This window comes from Brevundimonas sp. FV1ye4L (genome assembly GCF_058681255.1).
In genome coordinates, this window is record NZ_CM178734.1 from 774623 (window position 1) to 793229 (window position 18607).

Below are 18607 nucleotides of genomic sequence, written 5' to 3' on the forward strand. Positions count from 1 at the left end.
CGCCAAGGAAAAACGCCCCGGAGATCGCTCTCCGGGGCGTCTTCGTATGGGTCAGCCGATATTCCCGCTCGCCAGCACCGCCAGCAGCAGCAGGGCCACGATATTGGTGATCTTGATCATCGGGTTCACCGCCGGGCCGCTGGTGTCCTTGTAGGGATCGCCCACCGTATCGCCGGTCACAGCGGCCTTGTGCGCCTCCGAGCCCTTGCCGTGGACCACGCCGTTCTTGTCGGTGAAGCCTTCCTCGATCACCTTCTTGGCGTTGTCCCAGGCGCCGCCGCCCGAGGTCATCGACACAGCCACGAACAGCCCGGTGACGATCACCCCCATCAGCATGGCGCCCAGCGAGGCGAAGGCGTTGGCCTTGTCCGAAATCGCCAGCACCGCGACGAACAGCACGACGGGCGACAGCACCGGCAGCAGCGACGGCACGATCATCTCGCGAATCGCCGCCTTGGTCAGGATGTCGACCGCCCGGCCGTACTCCGGCTTGACCTGATAGGTCATGATGCCGGGGTTCTCACGGAACTGACGCCGCACCTCGGCCACCACAGCCTCGGCCGCGCGCCCGACCGCCATCATCGACATGCCGCCGAACAGGAAGGGCAGCAGCCCCCCGAACAGCAGGCCCACGACCACATAGGGGTTGGTCAGGTCAAAGGCGATCGGCCCCATGTCGGCGAAGAAGGGATAGTCCGCCGGATTGGCCGAGAAATACTGCAGGTCCGACGTATAGGCGGCGAACAGCACCAGCGCCCCCAGGCCGGCCGAACCGATGGCGTAGCCCTTGGTCACGGCCTTGGTCGTGTTGCCCACCGCATCCAGCGCATCGGTCGAATGCCGCACCTCGCTGGGCAGGCCCGCCATTTCGGCGATCCCTCCGGCGTTGTCCGTCACCGGCCCAAAGGCGTCCAGCGCCACGATCATCCCCGCCACGCCCAGCATGGTCGTGGTGGCGATGGCGATGCCGAACAGGCCCGCCAGCTGGAAGCTGGCCACGATGCCGACGATGATGGTCAGGGCCGGAAGCGCCGTGGCCTCCAGCGACACCGCCAGCCCCTGGATCACATTGGTCCCGTGACCGGACACCGAGGCGTTGGCCACCGACTGCACCGGCCGGAAGTTCGAGCCGGTATAGTACTCGGTCACCACCACAATGGCCGCCGTCACCGCCAGCCCGACCATGCCGGACCAGAACAGGGCCATCGGCTGGATCGTCAGGCCGCTCCCGGTCACGATCGGTCCCGTCACCATCTGGTCGATCACCCACCAGACCGCGCCGATAGACAGGACGCCGGTCACGATCAGTCCCTGATACAGGGCGCCCATGATGTTCTGGCTCTTGCCCAGCCGCACGAAGAAGCTGCCGATGATCGAGGTCACGATACAGACCGCACAGATCGCCAGCGGCAACACCATCAGCGTATCCACATAGGGCTGGTCGCGGAAGAAGATGGCCGCCAGCACCATGGTCGCCACCGTCGTCACCGCATAGGTTTCGAACAGATCGGCCGCCATCCCGGCGCAGTCGCCGACGTTGTCGCCCACATTGTCGGCGATGGTCGCGGCGTTCCTGGGATCGTCCTCAGGAATGCCCGCCTCGACCTTGCCCACCATGTCGCCGCCCACGTCGGCGCCCTTGGTGAAGATCCCGCCGCCCAAACGCGCGAAGATCGAGATCAGCGAGGCGCCGAAGCCCAGGGCCACCAGGCCGTCGATCACTTCGCGCCCGACCGGGTCCAGCCCCATGTGGCGCGTCAGCACGATATAATAGCCCGACACCCCGATCAGGGCCCCGCCCGCCACGAACATGCCGGTGATCGCCCCTGACCGGAAGGCCAGGTTCAGCCCCTTGGACAGGCTTTCAGAGGCCGCCTGCGCCGTGCGCACATTGGCCCGCACCGAGATCAGCATGCCGGCGTAACCAGCCGCGCCCGACAGGACGGCCCCGATCACGAAACCGACCGCCGCATAGACGCCGATCAGCAGATAGGCGGCGATCAGGATCACGATCCCGACCAGGCCGATGGTCAGATATTGCCGCTTCAGATAGGCCGAGGCGCCTTCCTGAATGGCGGCCGCGATCTCTCGCATCTTGTCGTTACCGGTGCTCGCCTTCATCAGCACGGCGGTCTGGGCGGCGCCGTACAGCACCGCCAGAACACCGGCCGCGAAGACCAGCGTAAGATAGATCGTCATTGGCGTTTCCATGCCCTTGCAACAAGCGCACGGGCCCTTGCGACGGGCGGGCGTTATCGCCTCTGTCCGACGTCCGGTCCCCCCGAGCGCGGCGGACGCGTCAGTGCGTCCCGTGGGATTTGCAAGGTCAGCGTGTCATGGGCGCCGCGTTGACGCAACCGTGATCGATCAGGCGGCTCAGCGCGCTGCGATCATGCCCGCCCGACGCCGCGGGGCCTGGCTCAAAACTTCGACCCGGGTCACCGAGCCTCGCCCCGAAATCGTGTTGGCGGCGGATATCAGAGCGGCCGACATCCGTCCCTCGTCCAGACGTGTCCAGTCTCCGGTCACCGTGAAAGGCGCGCGATGCGCCGCCTTCACCAGGGCGTCTCGGAAGAAGGCCTCTTTCAGCCGCATGTCTTCCGGGGTCTTGCCCCCTCCGATATGGAGCTTCAGCGACACGAAGACATAATTCCGAACCCGCCCGTCCGCGATGACGGGCAGGCCCAGGCCGGGCAAACTTAGAGACGGGGCCTCGGCAGGAGTCTTGCTGGACGATGCGCCTGCGACGGCTGGCGTCGCGGCCGCCGTGGCGACCGCGCCGGCCAGGGCGACGGTTCCGGATGTGATCAGGGTTCTGCGATCCATGACCGCCATCCTAGCCAACTGCGGTTAGGATTGTGTTTCCACCTCAGTCGTGGGTCCAACCGCCCTGTTTCAGGGGCACAACGCGCCCCGCATAGCGAACCGTCACGCCCGCGCCGTCGGTCACGGCTCCAATCTTGGTCAAGCGTGTGAAACGGTGTTCGGCCTCGCGCCGCAGCGTCTCCTCATGACGGGGATGGGCCGTGAAAACGATCTGATAGTCGTCGCCGCCGGTCGCCAGGATCGACAGAGCCGCCTGCGCATCGACCCGGTTGTCGACCCAGGCCTGGGCGGCGGCGGACAAGGGCAGGACCGCTAGGTTCAGCTCGACCCCTCGCCCGCTGGCCTTGGCGATATGGGCGACATCGGCCGCCAGTCCGTCGGACACGTCCGCCGCTGCGGTCGCCAGTTCGCGAACCACCTTGGCGAAATCCAGCTGGGGCGCCGGCGTGCGATAACGGGTGATCAGCGCCTCCAGACGCTCGGGCTCCAGCGACAGCTCGCCCCGCGCCGCCCTCAACCCCAGCACCCCGTCGCCGATGGTCCCGGTCACAAACACCAGATCCCCGACCTGGGCCCCGCCCCGCGACACCGTCTCGCCCTCGGGAACCCAGCCCAGGGCGGTCAGGGAAAACACCGCCGGCCCCGGCGTCTTCACCGTATCCCCGCCGATCAGGAAGACGCCGAACCGCGCCTGATCCTCGGCCAGCCCGGCCGCAAAAGCCTCGCGTTCGGGCCAGCCGCAGCGCTCCGACCAGCAGCAGGCCATCAGATAGCCGAAGGGTTCGGCCCCCTTCGCCGCCAGATCCGACAGGTTCACCCGCAGCAGCTTCTTGGCCACCGTGTCCAGCGGATCGTCGGGCAGGAAATGCACGCCCTCGACGATGGCGTCCTTGGTCAGAACCAGGTCATAGCCGGGCCGCGACGGCAGCACCGCCACATCGTCCGCCAGCCCCCGGCCCCATTCGGGATGGGCCAGGGGCCTCAGCAGCCTCTCGATCGTCTCGAACTCGCCCGCGACGTCGAGCGCCGGCATTATTTGCGCGTGTCTCTGGACACGCCGTCCAGCGCCGCATTGACGAACCGCGCTTCGGAGTCGTCGAAGAAGGCCTTGGCCAGCTCGACATATTCGTCGATCACCACTTCGCGCGGCGTCTCCGGGTGCTTGATCAGCTCCCAGGCCCCGCAGCGCAGCAGGGCGCGCAGGGTGGCGTCGATCCGCTCCAGCTTCCAGTTGGACGCCAGACGCGCCTTGACGGCGGCGTCGATGTCGCGCTGGCTCTCGATCACGCCGCGCACGATGTCGGCGAAATAGGCCTCGTCCGCCTCGGCCAGGGCCTCGCCCTCGATATCGGTGTCGAAGCGGAAGTTGGAGAATTCGGTGATCACCGTCTCCACGCCCTCGCCCGCCAGCTCCATCTGGTACAGGGCCTGGACGGCGGCCAGACGCGACACGGTGCGCGCACGGCGCTGTTTGGAGCTCAGATGGGGCTCGGCCCGCTGCTTCTCGGCCTCGGCCAGTTGCTCGAGGACGGCTTTGACGCTGTTCGGTTCACTCATGCGCCGAGGCCTAGCCGCAACCGCTTCTTCAATGCAATGAGCTCGAGGCAGGCTTTCGCTGCTCCGCCGCCCTTATCCCCTTCGGAAAGCCGCGCACGCGCCCAGGCCTGGTCCTCGTCCTCGGTGGTCAGGATGCCGTTGCCGATGATGAAACCCTTGACCCCCAGGGCCATGATGCCGGCCGCCGACTGATCCGAGACGATCTCGAAATGATAGGTCTCGCCGCGGATCACGCAGCCTAGGGCGACATAGCCGTCATAACGGGGCGCGGTCGGGAAACGCCCGGCCTCCTCGGCCATGGCGATGACGGCCGGGATCTCCAGGGCGCCCGGCACGGTGACGACGTCGAATTGAGCACCGCGCGCCTTCAGGGTCTCCTTGGCGCCCTCCAGCAGGGCGTCGGCCAGTTCATCGTAGAAGCGCGCCTCGACGATCAGAATACGGGGGGCCTCGGTCACGCCTTGTCTTCTCCATCCATGTCGCGCCAGCCGACGATGCGCAGGCCATAGCCCTCCAGCGCGGTCGGTTCGGGTCGCGTCGAACTCATCACGATCATGTCCTTGACGCCCAGGTCCAGCAGGATCTGCGCCCCGACGCCATAGGCCCTAAGCGACCGGTCCACCGCCGCCGGCTTGTCCACGCCCGCCAGTCGCTCTGCCAGCGAGTTCAGCGACGGATCGCGCAGGAAGACGACCACGCCCGGACCGTCATGATCGGTGATCTGTTTCAGCGCCTTGGGGACATAGTCCTGGCGCGTCTCGACATGGCCCAGCAGGTCGCAGGCGAAGTCCACCTGGTGCATCCGCACCAGGGTCGGCTTGGACGGATCGATCTTGCCGTGGACCAGAGCGACGTGTTCCGCACCCTCGATGGTGTTCCGGTAGAGCATCAGGCGGAACGGCCCGCCGTGGACGCTCTCGAACGGCGTATCCATGACCCGCTCGACGAACCGCTCGGTGCGGCGGCGATAGGCGATCAGGTCGGCGATGGTGCCGATCTTAAGCCCGTGCAGCTGTGCGAAGGCGACAAGATCCGGCATCCGCGCCATCTCGCCGTCGTCCTTGATGATCTCGCAGATCACCCCGGCCGGGGTCAGGCCCGCCATCCGGCTGATGTCCACCGCCGCCTCGGTATGGCCGGCGCGGACCAGGACCCCGCCGTCGCGCGCCACCAGGGGGAAAATGTGGCCGGGCGAGACGATGTCGTCCATGCCCTTCGACGCATCGGTGGCCACATGAATGGTGCGCGACCGGTCAGCGGCGGAAATGCCGGTGGTCACGCCGTCCTTGGCCTCGATCGAGACCGTGAAGGCGGTCTTCATGCTCTCGCGATTGTCCGCCGCCATCGGCGGCAGGCGCAGCTGGTTCGCGCGCTCGGCCGTGATCGCCAGACAGACCAGGCCCCGCGCCTGGCGGATCATGAAGTTGATCTGGTCGGGGGTGGCGAACTGGGCGGGGATGATGATGTCCCCCTCGTTCTCTCGATCCTCGGCGTCCACCAGGATATAGGGACGGCCGTTGCGGGCGTCCTCCAGGATGTCCTCGATGGGACTGATCGGGCTGTCGTTCATGTTAGCGGCCAATTGCATCACGCCGTCTCCTGCCACCGCGCGAGGTATCGCGCCAGCATGTCGATCTCGAGATTGACCGGATCGCCCGCCTTCAGACGGCCCAGGGTCGTCACATCCCACGTATGCGGAATGATATTCAACGAAAACACCCGCCCCGCGACGCTGTTCACCGTCAGGGACACCCCATCGACCGTGATCGAGCCCTTGGCGGCGATATAGCGGTGGAGGGGCGCCGGCGCCTCGACCTCGACCCGGTGCGAGCCGCCCTCCGGCGTGATCGACACGACGCGGCCCAGGCCGTCGACATGGCCCGACACCACATGGCCGCCCATCTCGTCGCCCAGCTTGGCCGCCCGCTCCAGATTGATCCCGTCGCCGGCCCTCCAGCCGCCCAGGGTGGTCTTGGACAGGGTCTCGTTCGACACCTCGACCGCGAACCAATCCGGGCCCTTCTCCGTCACCGTCAGGCAGCAGCCCGCATGGCTGATCGAGGCGCCCAGGTCGATCCCGGACACGTCCCAGGCGGTCTGGATCTCATAGCGGCGATCCCGCTCGGTCTTGCGGACGTCGCGAACGCGCCCGATGTCGGTGACGATTCCGGTGAACATTTCGGCTCCGGTCCCTTCCGGACCCAACAAACACAGTCTGACAATACGAAGATCGGCGACGAACCTTAAGGTTTCACGCCCGCTCGTAGCGTTCCCACAGATCGTCTCCGACAGGCTCCACGCCCAGGCGACGGAACTTGGGGGCGTCAGCCAGCTTTGCAAGAGCCAGGGCCGCCACGCAGGGCCGCCCCTCCCCGCCCAGCAGGATCGGCGCCCGGAACCACTCCAGCCGGTCCACCGCCCCGGCCTTCAGGAAGGCGGCCGCGACCTGCCCCCCGCCCTCGATCAGCACCGACCCCACGCCGGCCGCCTTCAGCGCCTTCAGCACCGCCGGGATCGCCGGACGCCCGTCCTCGGCCTCGACCTGTCGGACCTCGGCCGAGCCGATCGCACGCGCTTCGACCGCCGTCAGGATCAGCGTATTCTCGCCCGCCAGTTTCGCCGTCTCCGGCGTGCGCAACCGGCTGTCCAGCACCACCCGCAACGGCTGATCCACGCTCCGCCCGGGCAGGCGCGCGGTCAGTTCGGGATCGTCCTTCAGCACCGTCTCGACGCCCACCAGTATGGCGTCATGGCCGGCGCGCAGCCGATGGCCTTCCAGCCGAGCCGCCTCGCCGGTGATCCACCGGCTCTCGCCGTCAGCCGTGGCGATCCGCCCGTCCAGCGACGTGGCCAGCTTCAGGGTGACGCGCATCAGTCCTTGCCAGAGGGCTCGTCGAAGCCTTCGTCGCCCAGGAATTTGGCGAAATCGCCGGTCGCGCGGAAGTCCTTGTAGACCGAGGCGTAGCGGACATAGGCCACCTCATCCACGCCCTTCAGCGCCTTCATGATGAAGTCCCCGACGACGCTGGACGGCACCTCGGTCTCGCCCAGGCTCTCCAGCTGGCGCACGATCCGGTTGACCATCTGCTCCACCTGCTCCGGCTGGACCGGCCGTTTGCGCAGCGCCACGCCCAGCGACCGCTCCAGCTTGTCGCGCTCGAACGGCGTGCGCCGCCCGTTGCGTTTCAGGATGACCAGTTCGCGCAGTTGCACCCGCTCGAAGGTGGTGAAACGCCCATTGCAGTTCGGACAGGACCGCCGCCGTCGGATCGCCGAGCCGTCGTCCGACGGCCGGCTGTCCTTAACCTGGGTGTCCTGATGACCGCAGAAGGGGCACTTCATCGGTCAGATCATCCGTAGATGGGGAAGCGGTTCGTCAGCTCCCGCACCTGGGCCGCCACGCCCGCGACCACGGCCGGATCGGCTTCGTCGCCGCCGTTCATCGACGAGACGACGTCGGCGATCCAGTGACCGATCTGCTTGAACTCGTCCTCGCCGAAGCCGCGCGTGGTGCCCGCCGGCGTGCCCAGGCGAACGCCCGAGGTGATGGTGAAGGGGGCGGTGTCGAACGGCACGCCGTTCTTGTTGCAGGTCATCAGCGCCTTTTCGAGTTCGTGCTCGGTCGCCTTGCCGGTCACGCCCTTGGGCCGCAGATCGACCAGGGCCAGGTGGCAGTCGGTGCCGCCCGAGACGATGGCCAGGCCGCGCTCGACCAGCACCCCGGCCAGGGCCTGGGCGTTCTTGACCACCTGTTGCGCATACAGCTTGAACTCGGGCTGCAGCGCCTCGCCGAAGGCCACGGCCTTGGCCGCGATCACATGCTCCAGCGGCCCGCCTTGCAGGCCGGGGAAGACGGCCGAGTTGATCTTCTTGCCCAGGTCCGCGTCGTTGGACAGGATCAGGCCGCCGCGCGGCCCGCGCAGGGTCTTGTGCGTCGTCGTGGTCACGACATGGGCGTGCGGGATCGGATCAGGATAGGCGCCCCCGGCCACCAGGCCGGCGTAGTGGGCCATGTCCACCATCAGATAGGCCCCGACGCTGTCGGCGATCTCGCGGAACCGCTTGAAGTCGATGTGGCGGCTGTAGGCGCTGGCGCCGGCCAGGATCAGCTTCGGCTTCTCCTTCTGCGCCATCTCCGCCACGTGGTCATAGTCGATCAGATGGGTGTCTTCGCGGACCTTGTAGGTCACGGGCCGGAACCACTTGCCCGACTGGTTCGCCGGCGACCCGTGCGTCAGGTGCCCGCCGCAGGCCAGGTCCATACCCAGGAAGGTGTCGCCGGGTTGCAGCAGCGTAAAGAACACCGCCTGGTTGGCCTGAGCGCCCGAGTGGGGCTGCACATTGGCGAAGGCCGCGCCGAACAGTTTCTTGGCCCGTTCGCGCGCCAGATCCTCGGTCACATCGACGAATTCGCAGCCGCCATAATAGCGGCGACCGGGATAACCCTCGGCGTATTTGTTCGTCAGAACAGAACCCTGCGCGTCCAGCACCGCCTGGGAGACGATGTTCTCGGACGCGATCAGCTCGATCTGCTCCTTCTGCCGGCCCATCTCGCCCTGAATGGCCTTGAAGACGTCCGGATCGGCGTCGGCCAGGGTCTTGGTGAAATAGGCGTCATGGGTGAAGGCGGTCACGTCGGAATCCCCGCGTCTGAGAAGGTCGCCTATCTAGTCCGCAGCGCGCCGAACCACAATATCTTGTGGTGATACCCCTTAATCAGGCTCAAGCGCCCGACGGAGGAAAGCGGGTGAACCGCGCCGTATCGTCGCCGCCCGTGCTCGCGCGAACCTCCACACTGCAGGGACGGCAGCTCTTGCGATCAATCAGAACGGCTGGCCCCTCGAACAAGGCCAGCGATCCGTTGGGCAGATATTGCTGCACACGGACGGACGAGCCCATTTCGACAATCTCGAAACCTAAGTCAGGATCAAACTTGCGATTGGGGCGCGGATTGTTCGCCACCGCGATCTTTGCGGTTTCGATGAAGTCGCAGCGCCTGACCTCCGGCCCTGTGCATCCCGGCGCGGCATGGTCGGCGCCGGTCAGCAGCACCAAGCCGCCCAGCATGGCGAAAATCGAAAAGGCCCCGAAACCTAGAACCGCCGGCCCGCCTGGTTGCAACATGATCGCCTCCCACGACACGCAGGAAATCACCGTTCGACGTTGAAGTCGATCTCAGGCGCCTATCGACCTGCCTCTAAAGCCCGCTTCAACTTCGCGATCGCCACCCGCTCAACCGCCTTGGGCTCGTTGACCGGCCCCATGGCGCTGACCTCCCTACCGCTGGCCACATGGATGGCCGAGCATTTGATGTAAGGTCCGTTGCGCACGAACTCGACAATGATCTCGCCGTCGTCGCCCATGATCAGAGGGTCTTGAGCGCCCGCGACAGATCGACGGTGTCGAGCTCGCCGTTCCAGTATCCAATCAGGGCGTCGCTGTTCAGCCTAATCCACGCCTGCACCGCCTTCAGATCGGCATTGGGCAAAGGCCCGTGGATCAGTTCCGGCTCGGGCCGCACGCTGACGGTCGCGATATCGTCCACGTCCATACGGTCGCCATGCGCCCGGCACACCTTGACCCGGGCGTCATGCCGGGCGTGGCCCTTGGGACTGACCCAGACGGTCATCGGCAGGCCCGTATGTCTCGGATACAGGTTCGCCATCTCGAAAAGGTCGACCTCCTCGGGCGGCGTGTCCGGCGCGGGATGATGGACGTTCATCGCGTCATCATAGCCCAATGCGGGTCTTCGGGAAACGATCAGGCCGCCACAGACCGCCGCGCCACATTGCAGTGGGCGAACAGCCGGTCCATCGCCAGGACCAGATGATCCATCATCTCATCGGTATGGTTCGGCGAGGGGGTAAAGCGCAACCGCTCGGTCCCCTTGGGCACGGTCGGATAGTTGATCGGCTGAACATAGACGCCGTATTCGTCCAGCAGCATGTCCGAGATCATCTTGCAGTGGATCGGATTGCCGACATGCACCGGCACGATATGGCTCTCGCTGTCCATGACGGGGATCCCGGCCGCGGCGAACCGCGCCTTCAGAGTCGCCGCCCGTTCCTGATGCTGTTCGCGCAGTTCCGGATGGGCCTTCAGATGCCGCACCGAGGCCAGGGCCCCCGCGGTCAGCGCCGGCGGCAACGATGTCGTGAAGATGAAGCCCGAGGCCCAGCTGCGCACCGCGTCGATGATCACGGCGTCGGCGGCGATGTAGCCGCCCATGACCCCGATGGCCTTGCCCAGGGTGCATTCGATGATGTCGATCTGGTCCAGAACGCCGTCACGCTCGGCAACGCCGGCGCCGGTTTCGCCATACAGGCCGACCGCGTGTACCTCGTCCAGATAGGTCATGGCGCCGTATTTCTTGGCCAGGGCGATGGTCCCGGCCAGGTCGGCGATGTCGCCGTCCATCGAATAGACGCTCTCGAAGGCGACCAGCTTGGGCGCCCCGGCCGGGGCGGCGGCCAGCAGGGCCTCCAGATGGGCCAGATCATTGTGCTTGAAGATGTGCCGCTCGCCCCCGCCCTGGCGGATGCCGGCGATCATCGAGGCGTGGTTCAGCGCGTCCGAGAAGGTGATCAGGCCGGGCAGGATCTTCTGCAGCGTCGACAGCGTCGCCTCGTTGCCGACATAGCCCGAGGTGAACAGCAGCGCCGCTTCCTTCTGGTGCCAGTCGGCCAGTTCGGCCTCCAGATCCACCGCCGAGCGCGTCGTGCCCGAGATATTGCGCGTGCCGCCGGCCCCGGCGCCCACGGCATCGATCTCGTCCTGCATGGCCTTCAGCACGTCCGCGTGCTGGCCCATGCCGAGGTAGTCGTTGGAGCACCAGATCACGACGTCCTGTTCGGACCCGTCCTCGCGGCGACGCACCGCCTGCGGAAACTGGCCGCGCACCCGCTTCAGATCGGCGAAGACACGATACCGGCCCTCGCTCCGCACCTGCTCCACCGAGTTTTCAAAGGCGGCCTTATAGTCGAACACGATATTCGTTCTTTCGCTTATGGCGATGTCTGTCCGTTCTTTGCGCCCGACGCCGCCGCTTGTCCATGCGCGGCATGTGGTCAAAACGCCCCAAACCCTTCATTGATAACGGTTCTCAGGAGCACACTCACCTCCCCGTTCGCGAAGGCGAACGGCGAGGACAGGCGGGAGCGTCAGCGAGCGCCAGGAGGGGGCGACTCGGTGTCAGACGCTGGCTCAGTCATCCTCAATGTCAGAGTCGCCCCCTCCTGGTCGCAAGCGCGACCCGTCCTCCCCACGCGCTCCGCGCGCGGAGAGGTAACGCCTTTCTCTCTTTCGTCATTCCGGGCGAAGCGCAGCGCACACCCGGAACCCAGCGGCGCGCGAGAGCGCGAAACTGTCGCGGACTCGCTGTTCCAACATCCTGCGGCTTACAGATTTCGCCTTCGGCGCCGCTGGGTTCCGGGTCTGCGGGCCAAGCAGCCCTCCGCCCGGAATGACGAAAGGGAAGAGCGGCCAGCGCGCACAATGACGCTGCCTCCCCCTCAACGATTTCAACGCCCTAACAGAATCTCACCCCCTTCTTCTAATCACCCCTCAAACCTCCCGCATAATCCTCTCATCCCCGCCGATGGGGAGGGCGTCGGATCCAGCGCCCTGACGGCGGCGGGGCTGTGGTCGAGCGATGAAGCCGGCGGGATGGAGACCGCCGGGGTCCTTAGGGGCGGCGATGGATGCCGCCTCCTGCTCGCCGCACGCTTAGGAAAGCGGACCGCTGTCGACCTACGTCGGCATGTCCGCCCCGGCGAAGCCGTCGCAAGGCGGCCCGCCGATCCGGCAAGGCTCGAAGAATAGGGCCGCCAGCCGGAGCGCGTGTGGAAAACGACCGCGTGGGACGACGACTGCGCCGAAACGGTACTTAAAACTCCAAACCCCGGGTGCAGACCCGGCGTCCCACGCCCTCCCCAACTTCGCCCCAAACCGGCGAAGGCGCCTGCGCATGTCTTCGCCTCATTTGCTCTCCCGCCTCAGGATCGCTACATCCGCCCAAACCTCCCAATCCGACGAAACCCGAAGGGCGAAACCGCACCTCATGGCGCAGCAATATATTTTCCAGATGCAGGGTCTGACCAAGACCTTCCCCGGCGGCCGCAAGATCTTCGAGAACATCTGGCTCAGCTTCTATAACGACGCCAAGATCGGCGTCGTCGGGGTCAACGGCTCGGGTAAATCCACCCTGCTGAAGATCATGGCCGGCCTGGACACCGAGTTCACGGGCGAGGCCCGCGCCGCCGACGGCATCAAGCGCGGCTATCTGGAGCAGGAGCCCAAGCTCGACGACAGCCTGAACGTCCGCGAGAACGTCGAGGCCTGGTGCGAAGAGAAACAGTGGGTCAACCGCTTCAACGCCGTCGCCGCTGAACTGGGCGAGAACTACACCGACGAGCTGATGGAGGAGATGACCTCTCTCCAGGAGAAGATCGACGCCGGCGACGTCTGGGACATCGACAGCCGCATCGAAATGGCCATGGGCGCCCTGCGCTGCCCGCCCGACGACTGGGAGGTCACCAACCTGTCCGGCGGTGAGAAGCGCCGCGTGGCCCTGGCCCGTCTGCTGCTGTCCAAGCCCGACATGCTGCTGCTCGACGAACCGACCAACCACCTGGACGCCGAATCCGTCGCCTGGCTACAGCACCACCTGGAAAACTTCCCCGGCTGCGTCATCCTGGTGACCCACGACCGCTACTTCCTGGACCTCGTCACCAAATGGACGCTGGAGCTGGACCGCGGCAAGGGCCACCCGCACGAGGGCAATTATTCCTCGTGGCTGGAAGCCAAGACCAAGCGCGTCGTGCAGGAACAGTCGGAATCCGAAGCCCGCCAGCGCGCCCTCACCCGCGAACTGGAATGGGTCCGTTCGGGCGCCAAGGCCCGTCAAGCCAAGTCCAAGGCCCGTCTGGCCGCCTACGAGCGAATGGTCGAGGAACAGGAATCGATGCGCGGGGCCCAGACCCACGCCCACATCCAGATCCCGCCCGGCCCGCGCCTGGGCAATGTCGTGCTGGAGGTCGAAGGCCTGGCCAAGACCTATGGCGACAAGACCCTGTTCGACAATCTGACCTTCAAGCTTCCGCCCAACGGCATCGTCGGCGTCATCGGCCCCAATGGCGCCGGCAAGTCGACCATGTTCAAACTGATCACCGGCCAGGAAACGCCTGACGGCGGCACGATCAAGGTCGGCGAGACCGTCAAACTGGCCTATGTCGACCAGTCGCGCGACGACCTGAAGCCGGACGAGACCATCTGGCAGGCCATCTCGGGCGGCACCGACGTGATGATGGTCGGCAAGCGCGAGATCAACACCCGCGCCTATGTCGGCAGCTTCAACTTCAAGGGCGGCGACCAGCAGAAGAAGGTGGGGCAGCTGTCCGGCGGTGAACGCAACCGCGTCCACCTGGCCAAGACCCTGGCCTCGGGCGGCAATCTGATCCTGCTCGACGAACCGACCAACGACCTGGACATCGAAACCCTGCAGAACCTCGAAGAGGCCCTGGAAGAGTTCGCCGGCTGCGCCGTCGTCATCTCCCACGATCGCTGGTTCCTGGACCGTCTGGCCACCCACATCCTCGCCTTCGAAGGCGACGGCCATGTGGAATGGTTTGAGGGGAACTTCGAAGCCTACGAACAGGACAAGATGCGCCGCCTGGGCGCCGACAGCATCATCCCAAAACGTATCCAGCACCAGAAGTTCGGGCGGTAACGCCTGATTTAAAAAGAGGAGCCGCTGCATGACCCAACGCCCCGCCGTTCTTATCATGCAGCGGCATCTCGCCCCGCTCTCGCCGATTCTCGAGAGCGCCTATGACGTCTACCGCTTCTGGGAAGGCCCGCCGATCGAGGCCGCCCACGACATCCGCGCCCTGGTCGTCGCCGGCGAGGCGCCGCTGGACAAGGCGCTGATCGAACAACTCCCCGCTCTCGACCTGATCGCCTGTTTCACCTCCGGCTACGACGGGATCGACATCGACTGGTGCCGTGAACGCGGCCTGCCCGTCACCCATGCGCCGGGCGTCAATCATGAAGACGTGGCCGATCACGCCCTGGGCCTGATCCTGGCTGCGCGTCGCCAGATCGTCTCGGGCGACCGCCAGGTCCGGTCCGGCGGCTGGACCGCCGACACCCGCACCATCACCGCTTCGATCGGCGGCCAGAAACTGGGCGTCGTCGGCCTCGGCGCCATCGGCAAGGCGGTCGCCGACCGCGCCGAGGCCTTCCGCATGGACGTCGCCTGGTGGGGCCCCCGCCCGCACGACGCCGAATGGCCTCGCGCCGACAGCCTGCTGGCTCTCGCGAAACAGAGCGACATCCTGGTGGTGGCTTGCAAGGCCGACGCGACCAATCGCGGCCTGATCTCGCGCGAAGTGCTCGAGGCGTTGGGGCCCGAAGGTCTGCTGGTCAATGTTTCGCGCGGCCAGGTCGTCGACGAGGACGCCCTGATCGCCGCGCTGAAATCCGGCGCCCTGGGCCAAGCCGCCCTGGACGTCTTCATCGAGGAGCCGACCGACCCATCACGCTGGACCGATGTGCCGAACCTCGTCGTGACGCCCCACACCGCCGGCGCGACGACCGCCGGGGTGCAGGGCATGCTGATGCTGCTGATGCAGAATCTTCAGGCGCATTTCGCGGGCCAGCCGCTGAAGACGCCGGTCGCGTGATTCAGCCCGGGCGCCGGGGCGGCTGCGGGCGTTCATCGGCCGTGACGACGCCGTCGCCGTTCTTGTCCATGGCCTTGAACATGGTCTCGGCGCCGGCTTCCATTTCGGCCTTGGTGATGAGCCCGTTTCCATCGGCGTCGGCACGGCTCAGCATCCGCCCGCCCGGCGAACCGGCCAGCTCCGACGCGTTGATCACGCCGTCATGATTGGCGTCGAGGCGGTCTAACATCCCGCTCATCCGCGTCTTCATTTCGGCCAGGGTCTCGCGCTCCGGCGGACGCATCCCGCCCATCGGCGGCGGACCGGACATCTGCCCGCCCATCGGCGGCTCGGGAAAATCGCTCTGCGCCAGGGCCGGACCGGCGGCGACGAGAGCGAGGGTGGAAATCAGGAGACTGCGCATAGAACCACTCCAAAGGGATTGCGTGTCCTTAAACGGCGGACTGAAGCTTTCCCGTCGCGCCATGTACGAGGTCGTTTTTGCTTGCCAAATCATATAAGGATATCTTTATATGATCGGATGAGTTTAACCGCCGACCAGACTGTCGAAGCCCTTCGCGCCGCCGGCGAACCGACGCGCCTGCGCATCCTTTCCCTGCTGGCCAGCGAAGAGCTTTCGGTCATGGAGATGTCGCGGATTCTTGACCAGAGCCAGCCGCGCGTCTCTCGCCATCTGAAGCTGATGACCGACTCCGGCCTGATCGAGCGGTTTCCGGACGGCGCCCGCGTCTATTACCGCCTGTCGCACGACGCCCAGGCCCGCCGGCTGATCGACACCGTGCTGGACATTCTCGCCGACGACGCCGGAGAGGCCGATCATCGTCGGTTGAGCGAGGTCCAGAAGGATCGCCAACAGGCCGCCGAATCCTATTTCGAACAGATCGCCCCCCAGTGGGACCGACTGCGCTCCCTCTATGTCAGCGAGAGCGCCGTCGAGGCCGCCCTGGAAGAAGCGGTCGGCCCCGGCCCGTTCAAACGCGTCGTCGATCTGGGCACCGGTTCCGGCCGGATGCTGACCCTGTTCGGCAAGAAGGCCAAGATGTCGGTCGGGCTGGATCTGAGCCAGAATATGCTCAACATCGCCCGCGCCAATGTCTCCAAGGCCGGGCTGAACAAGGTCGAACTGCGCCACGGCGACATCTTCGCCACCCGCCTGCCCGCCGCCAGCGCCGATCTGGTGATCGTCCACCAGGTTCTGCACTATCTGGCCGACCCCTTCGCCGCCGTGGCCGAGGCCGCGCGGCTGGTCTGCCCCGGCGGCCGGCTGGTGATCGTCGATTTCGCCCCGCACGACTTCGAACATATGCGCGAGGCGCATCAGCATCGCCGCCTGGGCTTCGCCGACCAAGAGATCAACGGCTGGCTGACCGACAGCGGCCTGACGCCCTCCCCCCCTGTCGCCCTGCCGCCCGATAACGAGGGCCTCACCGTAACCATCTGGACGGCCGAACGCCCCGCCCCCGCATCCTTGGCCCCGGCCAGAAAGACCGCATGATGGCTGCGCCCTCGACCAATCTCGCCGAAGCCCGCGCCCTGCTGCTGTCGCCGCTGGGTCCGGTCGCCCGCGCCGGCTCGAACCAGGACGCCGTTCGCGTCTCCTTCGAATTCTTCCCGCCCAAGACCGACGAGGCCGAGGCCAATCTGTGGACGGCGATCCGTCGCCTCGAGCCGCTGAACCCGGCCTTCGTCTCCGTAACCTATGGCGCCGGGGGCTCGACCCGCGAACGCACCCACCGCACTGTCCAGCGGATCATCGCCGAGACTTCGCTGCGACCCGCCGCCCACCTGACCTGCGTCGAGGCCAGCCGCGACGAGGTCGATGAGGTCATCGCCGGCTACAAGACCATCGGTGTCGATCATATCGTCGCCCTGCGCGGCGATCCTCCCGGCGGGGGCGGCATCGGCGGGATCTATCAACCCCGCGCAGACGGCTACGCCAACGCCACCGAACTGACCGCCGCCATCAGCCGCGTCGGCGGTTTCGACGTCACAGTCGGCGCCTATCCCGAAAAACACCCTGAAAGCCCTTCCATCGACCACGACATCGATGTGCTGAAGGCCAAAGTGGACGCCGGCGCCACCCGCGCCATCAGCCAGTTCTTCTTCGACATCGACGCCTTCCTGCGTTTCCGCGACCGGGTGCGGGCGGCGGGCGTGACCATTCCCCTGATCCCCGGCGTCATGCCCGTGTCCAACTTCGCCGGCCTGACCCGGATGTGCGGCGCCTGTGGGACTAGCATCCCCGACTGGCTGAAGGCCCATTTCGACGGTCTGGACGACGACCCCGAAACCCGACGCTTGCTCGCCGCCTCGGTCGCCGCCGAGACCTGCGCCCGTCTGCAGGAAGAGGGCTTCTCCGACTTCCACTTCTACACCCTGAACCGCGCCGATCTGGTCTATGCGATCTGCCGCGTGCTGGGCGTGCGTGAAACAAAGGCTGTGGCGTAATGACCTCTCCCCTCACCCGCGCCGAACGGATCGCCGCCCTGCATGCGGCGGCCAAGGAACGCATCCTGGTCCTCGACGGCAGCTGGGGCGTGATGATCCAGCGTCGCGGCCTGTCCGAAGCCGACTTCCGCGCCGACCGCTTCGTCGCCGCCAACGGCTATGACGAGGCGCACCAGATGAAGGGGAACAACGACATCCTCTGCATCACCCGCCCGGACATCATCTCGGACCTGCACGACCAGTATTTCGGCGCCGGCGCCGACATCTCCGAGACCAACACCTTCTCCGGCACCACCATCGCCCAGGAAGACTACGCCCTGGACGCCCAGGCGGTGTGGGACATCAATCTGGAAGGCGCCAAACTGGCCCGCGCCGCCGCCGACCGCTGGACGGAAAAGGAGCCGCACAAGCCGCGCTTCGCCGCCGGCTCCATCGGCCCGCTGAACAAGATGCTGTCGATGTCGTCCGACGTGAACGACCCCGGCGCCCGAAGCGTGACCTTCGACCAGGTCTATGAGGCCTATCGTCATCAGATCCGCGCCCTGAACGAGGGCGGTGTCGATCTCTATCTGGTCGAGACCATCACCGACACGCTGAACTGCAAGGCCGCGATCAAGGCCATCAAGGACCTGGAGGACGAGGGCATGGACGCCCTGCCCATCTGGATTTCGGGCACCATCACCGACCGCTCGGGCCGCACCCTGTCGGGCCAGACGGCCGAGGCCTTCTGGAACAGCGTGCGCCACGCCAAACCCTTCGCCGTCGGCTTCAACTGCGCCCTGGGCGCCGACCTGATGCGCCCCTTCATCGCCGAACTCAGCCGCGTCGCCGACACCCTGGTCGCCGCCTATCCCAACGCCGGCCTGCCCAACGCCATGGGCCAGTACGACGAGGAACCGCACGAGACCGCCCACTTCATCGAGGAATGGGCGGCCTCCGGTCTGGTCAACATCGTCGGCGGCTGCTGCGGCACGACGCCGGACCACATCAAGCACGTCGCCGAAGAGGTCGCGCCGCTGAAGCCGCGCGTGATCCCGGAACGGCCGGTGGCCTTGCGGCTGTCGGGGCTGGAACCGTTCGAGATGGTGGCGTGA

At 66.4% G+C, this 18607-nt stretch carries 20 protein-coding genes; 5 read left to right on the top strand and 15 right to left on the bottom strand.

The features are described from left to right. Positions 1 to 51: 51 nt before the first annotated feature. The 14 genes from ACW17X_RS03660 to hemA all read right to left on the bottom strand — a co-directional run bounded on the left by ACW17X_RS03660 (position 52) and on the right by hemA (position 11370). Entirely contained in the window at positions 52 to 2199 is a 2148-nt protein-coding gene (locus ACW17X_RS03660) for a sodium-translocating pyrophosphatase (RefSeq protein ID WP_492099705.1), read from the bottom strand. 177 nt (positions 2200 to 2376) lie between these two features. After that, positions 2377 to 2826, bottom strand: coding sequence for a hypothetical protein (locus ACW17X_RS03665; protein ID WP_492099706.1), 450 nt, complete (start codon positions 2824 to 2826; stop codon positions 2377 to 2379). Between the two features lie 43 nt (positions 2827 to 2869). Then, positions 2870 to 3859 carry a thiamine-phosphate kinase gene (gene thiL, locus ACW17X_RS03670; protein WP_492099707.1) on the bottom strand — a complete coding sequence of 330 codons (990 nt, stop codon included), beginning with the start codon at positions 3857 to 3859 and terminating at the stop codon, positions 2870 to 2872. After that, positions 3859 to 4383 carry a transcription antitermination factor NusB gene (gene nusB, locus ACW17X_RS03675; protein WP_492099708.1) on the bottom strand — a complete coding sequence of 175 codons (525 nt, stop codon included), beginning with the start codon at positions 4381 to 4383 and terminating at the stop codon, positions 3859 to 3861. The genes thiL and nusB overlap by 1 nt, the downstream gene beginning before the upstream one ends. After that, on the bottom strand, positions 4380 to 4841 hold the full coding sequence (gene ribH, locus ACW17X_RS03680; RefSeq protein WP_492099709.1) for a 6,7-dimethyl-8-ribityllumazine synthase: 462 nt from the start codon (positions 4839 to 4841) through the stop codon (positions 4380 to 4382). Before ribH ends, nusB begins: the two co-directional genes overlap by 4 nt. Beyond that, positions 4838 to 5971, bottom strand: a complete 1134-nt coding sequence (gene ribB / locus ACW17X_RS03685; protein ID WP_492099710.1) for a 3,4-dihydroxy-2-butanone-4-phosphate synthase — start codon at positions 5969 to 5971, stop codon at positions 4838 to 4840. The genes ribH and ribB overlap by 4 nt, the downstream gene beginning before the upstream one ends. Continuing rightward, positions 5971 to 6561: a riboflavin synthase gene (locus tag ACW17X_RS03690; RefSeq protein WP_492099711.1), complete on the bottom strand. Its 591-nt coding sequence runs from the start codon at positions 6559 to 6561 to the stop codon at positions 5971 to 5973. Before ACW17X_RS03690 ends, ribB begins: the two co-directional genes overlap by 1 nt. Positions 6562 to 6634: 73 nt before the next feature. Continuing rightward, complete coding sequence (locus tag ACW17X_RS03695; protein WP_492099712.1) at positions 6635 to 7255, bottom strand: RibD family protein; 621 nt, start codon at positions 7253 to 7255, stop codon at positions 6635 to 6637. Next, entirely contained in the window at positions 7255 to 7725 is a 471-nt protein-coding gene (gene nrdR, locus ACW17X_RS03700) for a transcriptional regulator NrdR (protein ID WP_492099713.1), read from the bottom strand. The genes ACW17X_RS03695 and nrdR overlap by 1 nt, the downstream gene beginning before the upstream one ends. A gap of 8 nt (positions 7726 to 7733) precedes the next feature. Next, entirely contained in the window at positions 7734 to 9017 is a 1284-nt protein-coding gene (glyA, locus tag ACW17X_RS03705; RefSeq protein ID WP_492099714.1) for a serine hydroxymethyltransferase, read from the bottom strand. An 88-nt stretch (positions 9018 to 9105) separates the two neighbouring features. Next, complete coding sequence (locus ACW17X_RS03710) at positions 9106 to 9507, bottom strand: hypothetical protein (protein ID WP_492099715.1); 402 nt, start codon at positions 9505 to 9507, stop codon at positions 9106 to 9108. Between the two features lie 59 nt (positions 9508 to 9566). Then, positions 9567 to 9746: a DUF6898 family protein gene (locus ACW17X_RS03715; protein WP_492099716.1), complete on the bottom strand. Its 180-nt coding sequence runs from the start codon at positions 9744 to 9746 to the stop codon at positions 9567 to 9569. 2 nt (positions 9747 to 9748) lie between these two features. Further along, a complete protein-coding gene (locus tag ACW17X_RS03720; RefSeq protein WP_492099717.1) occupies positions 9749 to 10105 on the bottom strand; it encodes a DUF4160 domain-containing protein in 357 nt (118 codons plus the stop codon). Between the two features lie 38 nt (positions 10106 to 10143). Next, positions 10144 to 11370 (bottom strand): 5-aminolevulinate synthase, encoded by a 1227-nt coding sequence (gene hemA, locus ACW17X_RS03725; RefSeq protein WP_492099718.1) that lies wholly within the window; start codon positions 11368 to 11370, stop codon positions 10144 to 10146. A gap of 1072 nt (positions 11371 to 12442) precedes the next feature. On the opposite strand from hemA, the gene ettA reads away from it, so the two are divergent. Next, positions 12443 to 14110, top strand: coding sequence for an energy-dependent translational throttle protein EttA (gene ettA, locus ACW17X_RS03730; RefSeq protein ID WP_271165996.1), 1668 nt, complete (start codon positions 12443 to 12445; stop codon positions 14108 to 14110). 28 nt (positions 14111 to 14138) lie between these two features. Next, positions 14139 to 15065, top strand: coding sequence for a 2-hydroxyacid dehydrogenase (locus ACW17X_RS03735; RefSeq protein WP_492099719.1), 927 nt, complete (start codon positions 14139 to 14141; stop codon positions 15063 to 15065). Between the two features lies 1 nt (position 15066). Here the strand turns inward: ACW17X_RS03735 and ACW17X_RS03740 are convergent, their stop codons facing one another. Beyond that, on the bottom strand, positions 15067 to 15468 hold the full coding sequence (locus ACW17X_RS03740; protein ID WP_492099720.1) for an EF-hand domain-containing protein: 402 nt from the start codon (positions 15466 to 15468) through the stop codon (positions 15067 to 15069). A 117-nt stretch (positions 15469 to 15585) separates the two neighbouring features. Between ACW17X_RS03740 and ACW17X_RS03745 the strand changes: the two genes are divergently transcribed. The 3 genes from ACW17X_RS03745 to ACW17X_RS03755 are packed head-to-tail and all read left to right on the top strand — an operon-like array spanning position 15586 to position 18607. Then, a complete protein-coding gene (locus tag ACW17X_RS03745) occupies positions 15586 to 16560 on the top strand; it encodes an ArsR/SmtB family transcription factor (RefSeq protein WP_492099721.1) in 975 nt (324 codons plus the stop codon). Further along, positions 16557 to 17513, top strand: coding sequence for a methylenetetrahydrofolate reductase [NAD(P)H] (gene metF, locus ACW17X_RS03750; RefSeq protein ID WP_492099722.1), 957 nt, complete (start codon positions 16557 to 16559; stop codon positions 17511 to 17513). Before ACW17X_RS03745 ends, metF begins: the two co-directional genes overlap by 4 nt. After that, the gene (locus tag ACW17X_RS03755) at positions 17513 to 18607 is read left to right on the top strand and encodes a homocysteine S-methyltransferase family protein (protein ID WP_492099723.1); all 1095 of its coding nucleotides are present in this window, start codon (positions 17513 to 17515) and stop codon (positions 18605 to 18607) included. The genes metF and ACW17X_RS03755 overlap by 1 nt, the downstream gene beginning before the upstream one ends.

Excerpts from the sequence above, each read along its gene's own strand:
- ACW17X_RS03660 (WP_492099705.1), bottom strand. The coding sequence starts at position 2,199 with ATGACGATCTATCTTACGCTGGTCTTCGCGGCCGGTGTTCTGGCGGTG.
- ACW17X_RS03665 (WP_492099706.1), bottom strand. The coding sequence starts at position 2,826 with ATGGATCGCAGAACCCTGATCACATCCGGAACCGTCGCCCTGGCCGGC.
- thiL (WP_492099707.1), bottom strand. The coding sequence starts at position 3,859 with ATGCCGGCGCTCGACGTCGCGGGCGAGTTCGAGACGATCGAGAGGCTG.
- nusB (WP_492099708.1), bottom strand. The coding sequence starts at position 4,383 with ATGAGTGAACCGAACAGCGTCAAAGCCGTCCTCGAGCAACTGGCCGAG.
- ribB (WP_492099710.1), bottom strand. The coding sequence starts at position 5,971 with ATGCAATTGGCCGCTAACATGAACGACAGCCCGATCAGTCCCATCGAG.
- ACW17X_RS03690 (WP_492099711.1), bottom strand. The coding sequence starts at position 6,561 with ATGTTCACCGGAATCGTCACCGACATCGGGCGCGTTCGCGACGTCCGC.
- ACW17X_RS03695 (WP_492099712.1), bottom strand. The coding sequence starts at position 7,255 with ATGCGCGTCACCCTGAAGCTGGCCACGTCGCTGGACGGGCGGATCGCC.
- nrdR (WP_492099713.1), bottom strand. The coding sequence starts at position 7,725 with ATGAAGTGCCCCTTCTGCGGTCATCAGGACACCCAGGTTAAGGACAGC.
- ACW17X_RS03710 (WP_492099715.1), bottom strand. The coding sequence starts at position 9,507 with ATGTTGCAACCAGGCGGGCCGGCGGTTCTAGGTTTCGGGGCCTTTTCG.
- ACW17X_RS03715 (WP_492099716.1), bottom strand. The coding sequence starts at position 9,746 with ATGGGCGACGACGGCGAGATCATTGTCGAGTTCGTGCGCAACGGACCT.
- ACW17X_RS03720 (WP_492099717.1), bottom strand. The coding sequence starts at position 10,105 with ATGAACGTCCATCATCCCGCGCCGGACACGCCGCCCGAGGAGGTCGAC.
- ettA (WP_271165996.1), top strand. The coding sequence starts at position 12,443 with ATGGCGCAGCAATATATTTTCCAGATGCAGGGTCTGACCAAGACCTTC.
- ACW17X_RS03735 (WP_492099719.1), top strand. The coding sequence starts at position 14,139 with ATGACCCAACGCCCCGCCGTTCTTATCATGCAGCGGCATCTCGCCCCG.
- ACW17X_RS03740 (WP_492099720.1), bottom strand. The coding sequence starts at position 15,468 with ATGCGCAGTCTCCTGATTTCCACCCTCGCTCTCGTCGCCGCCGGTCCG.
- ACW17X_RS03745 (WP_492099721.1), top strand. The coding sequence starts at position 15,586 with ATGAGTTTAACCGCCGACCAGACTGTCGAAGCCCTTCGCGCCGCCGGC.
- metF (WP_492099722.1), top strand. The coding sequence starts at position 16,557 with ATGATGGCTGCGCCCTCGACCAATCTCGCCGAAGCCCGCGCCCTGCTG.
- ACW17X_RS03755 (WP_492099723.1), top strand. The coding sequence starts at position 17,513 with ATGACCTCTCCCCTCACCCGCGCCGAACGGATCGCCGCCCTGCATGCG.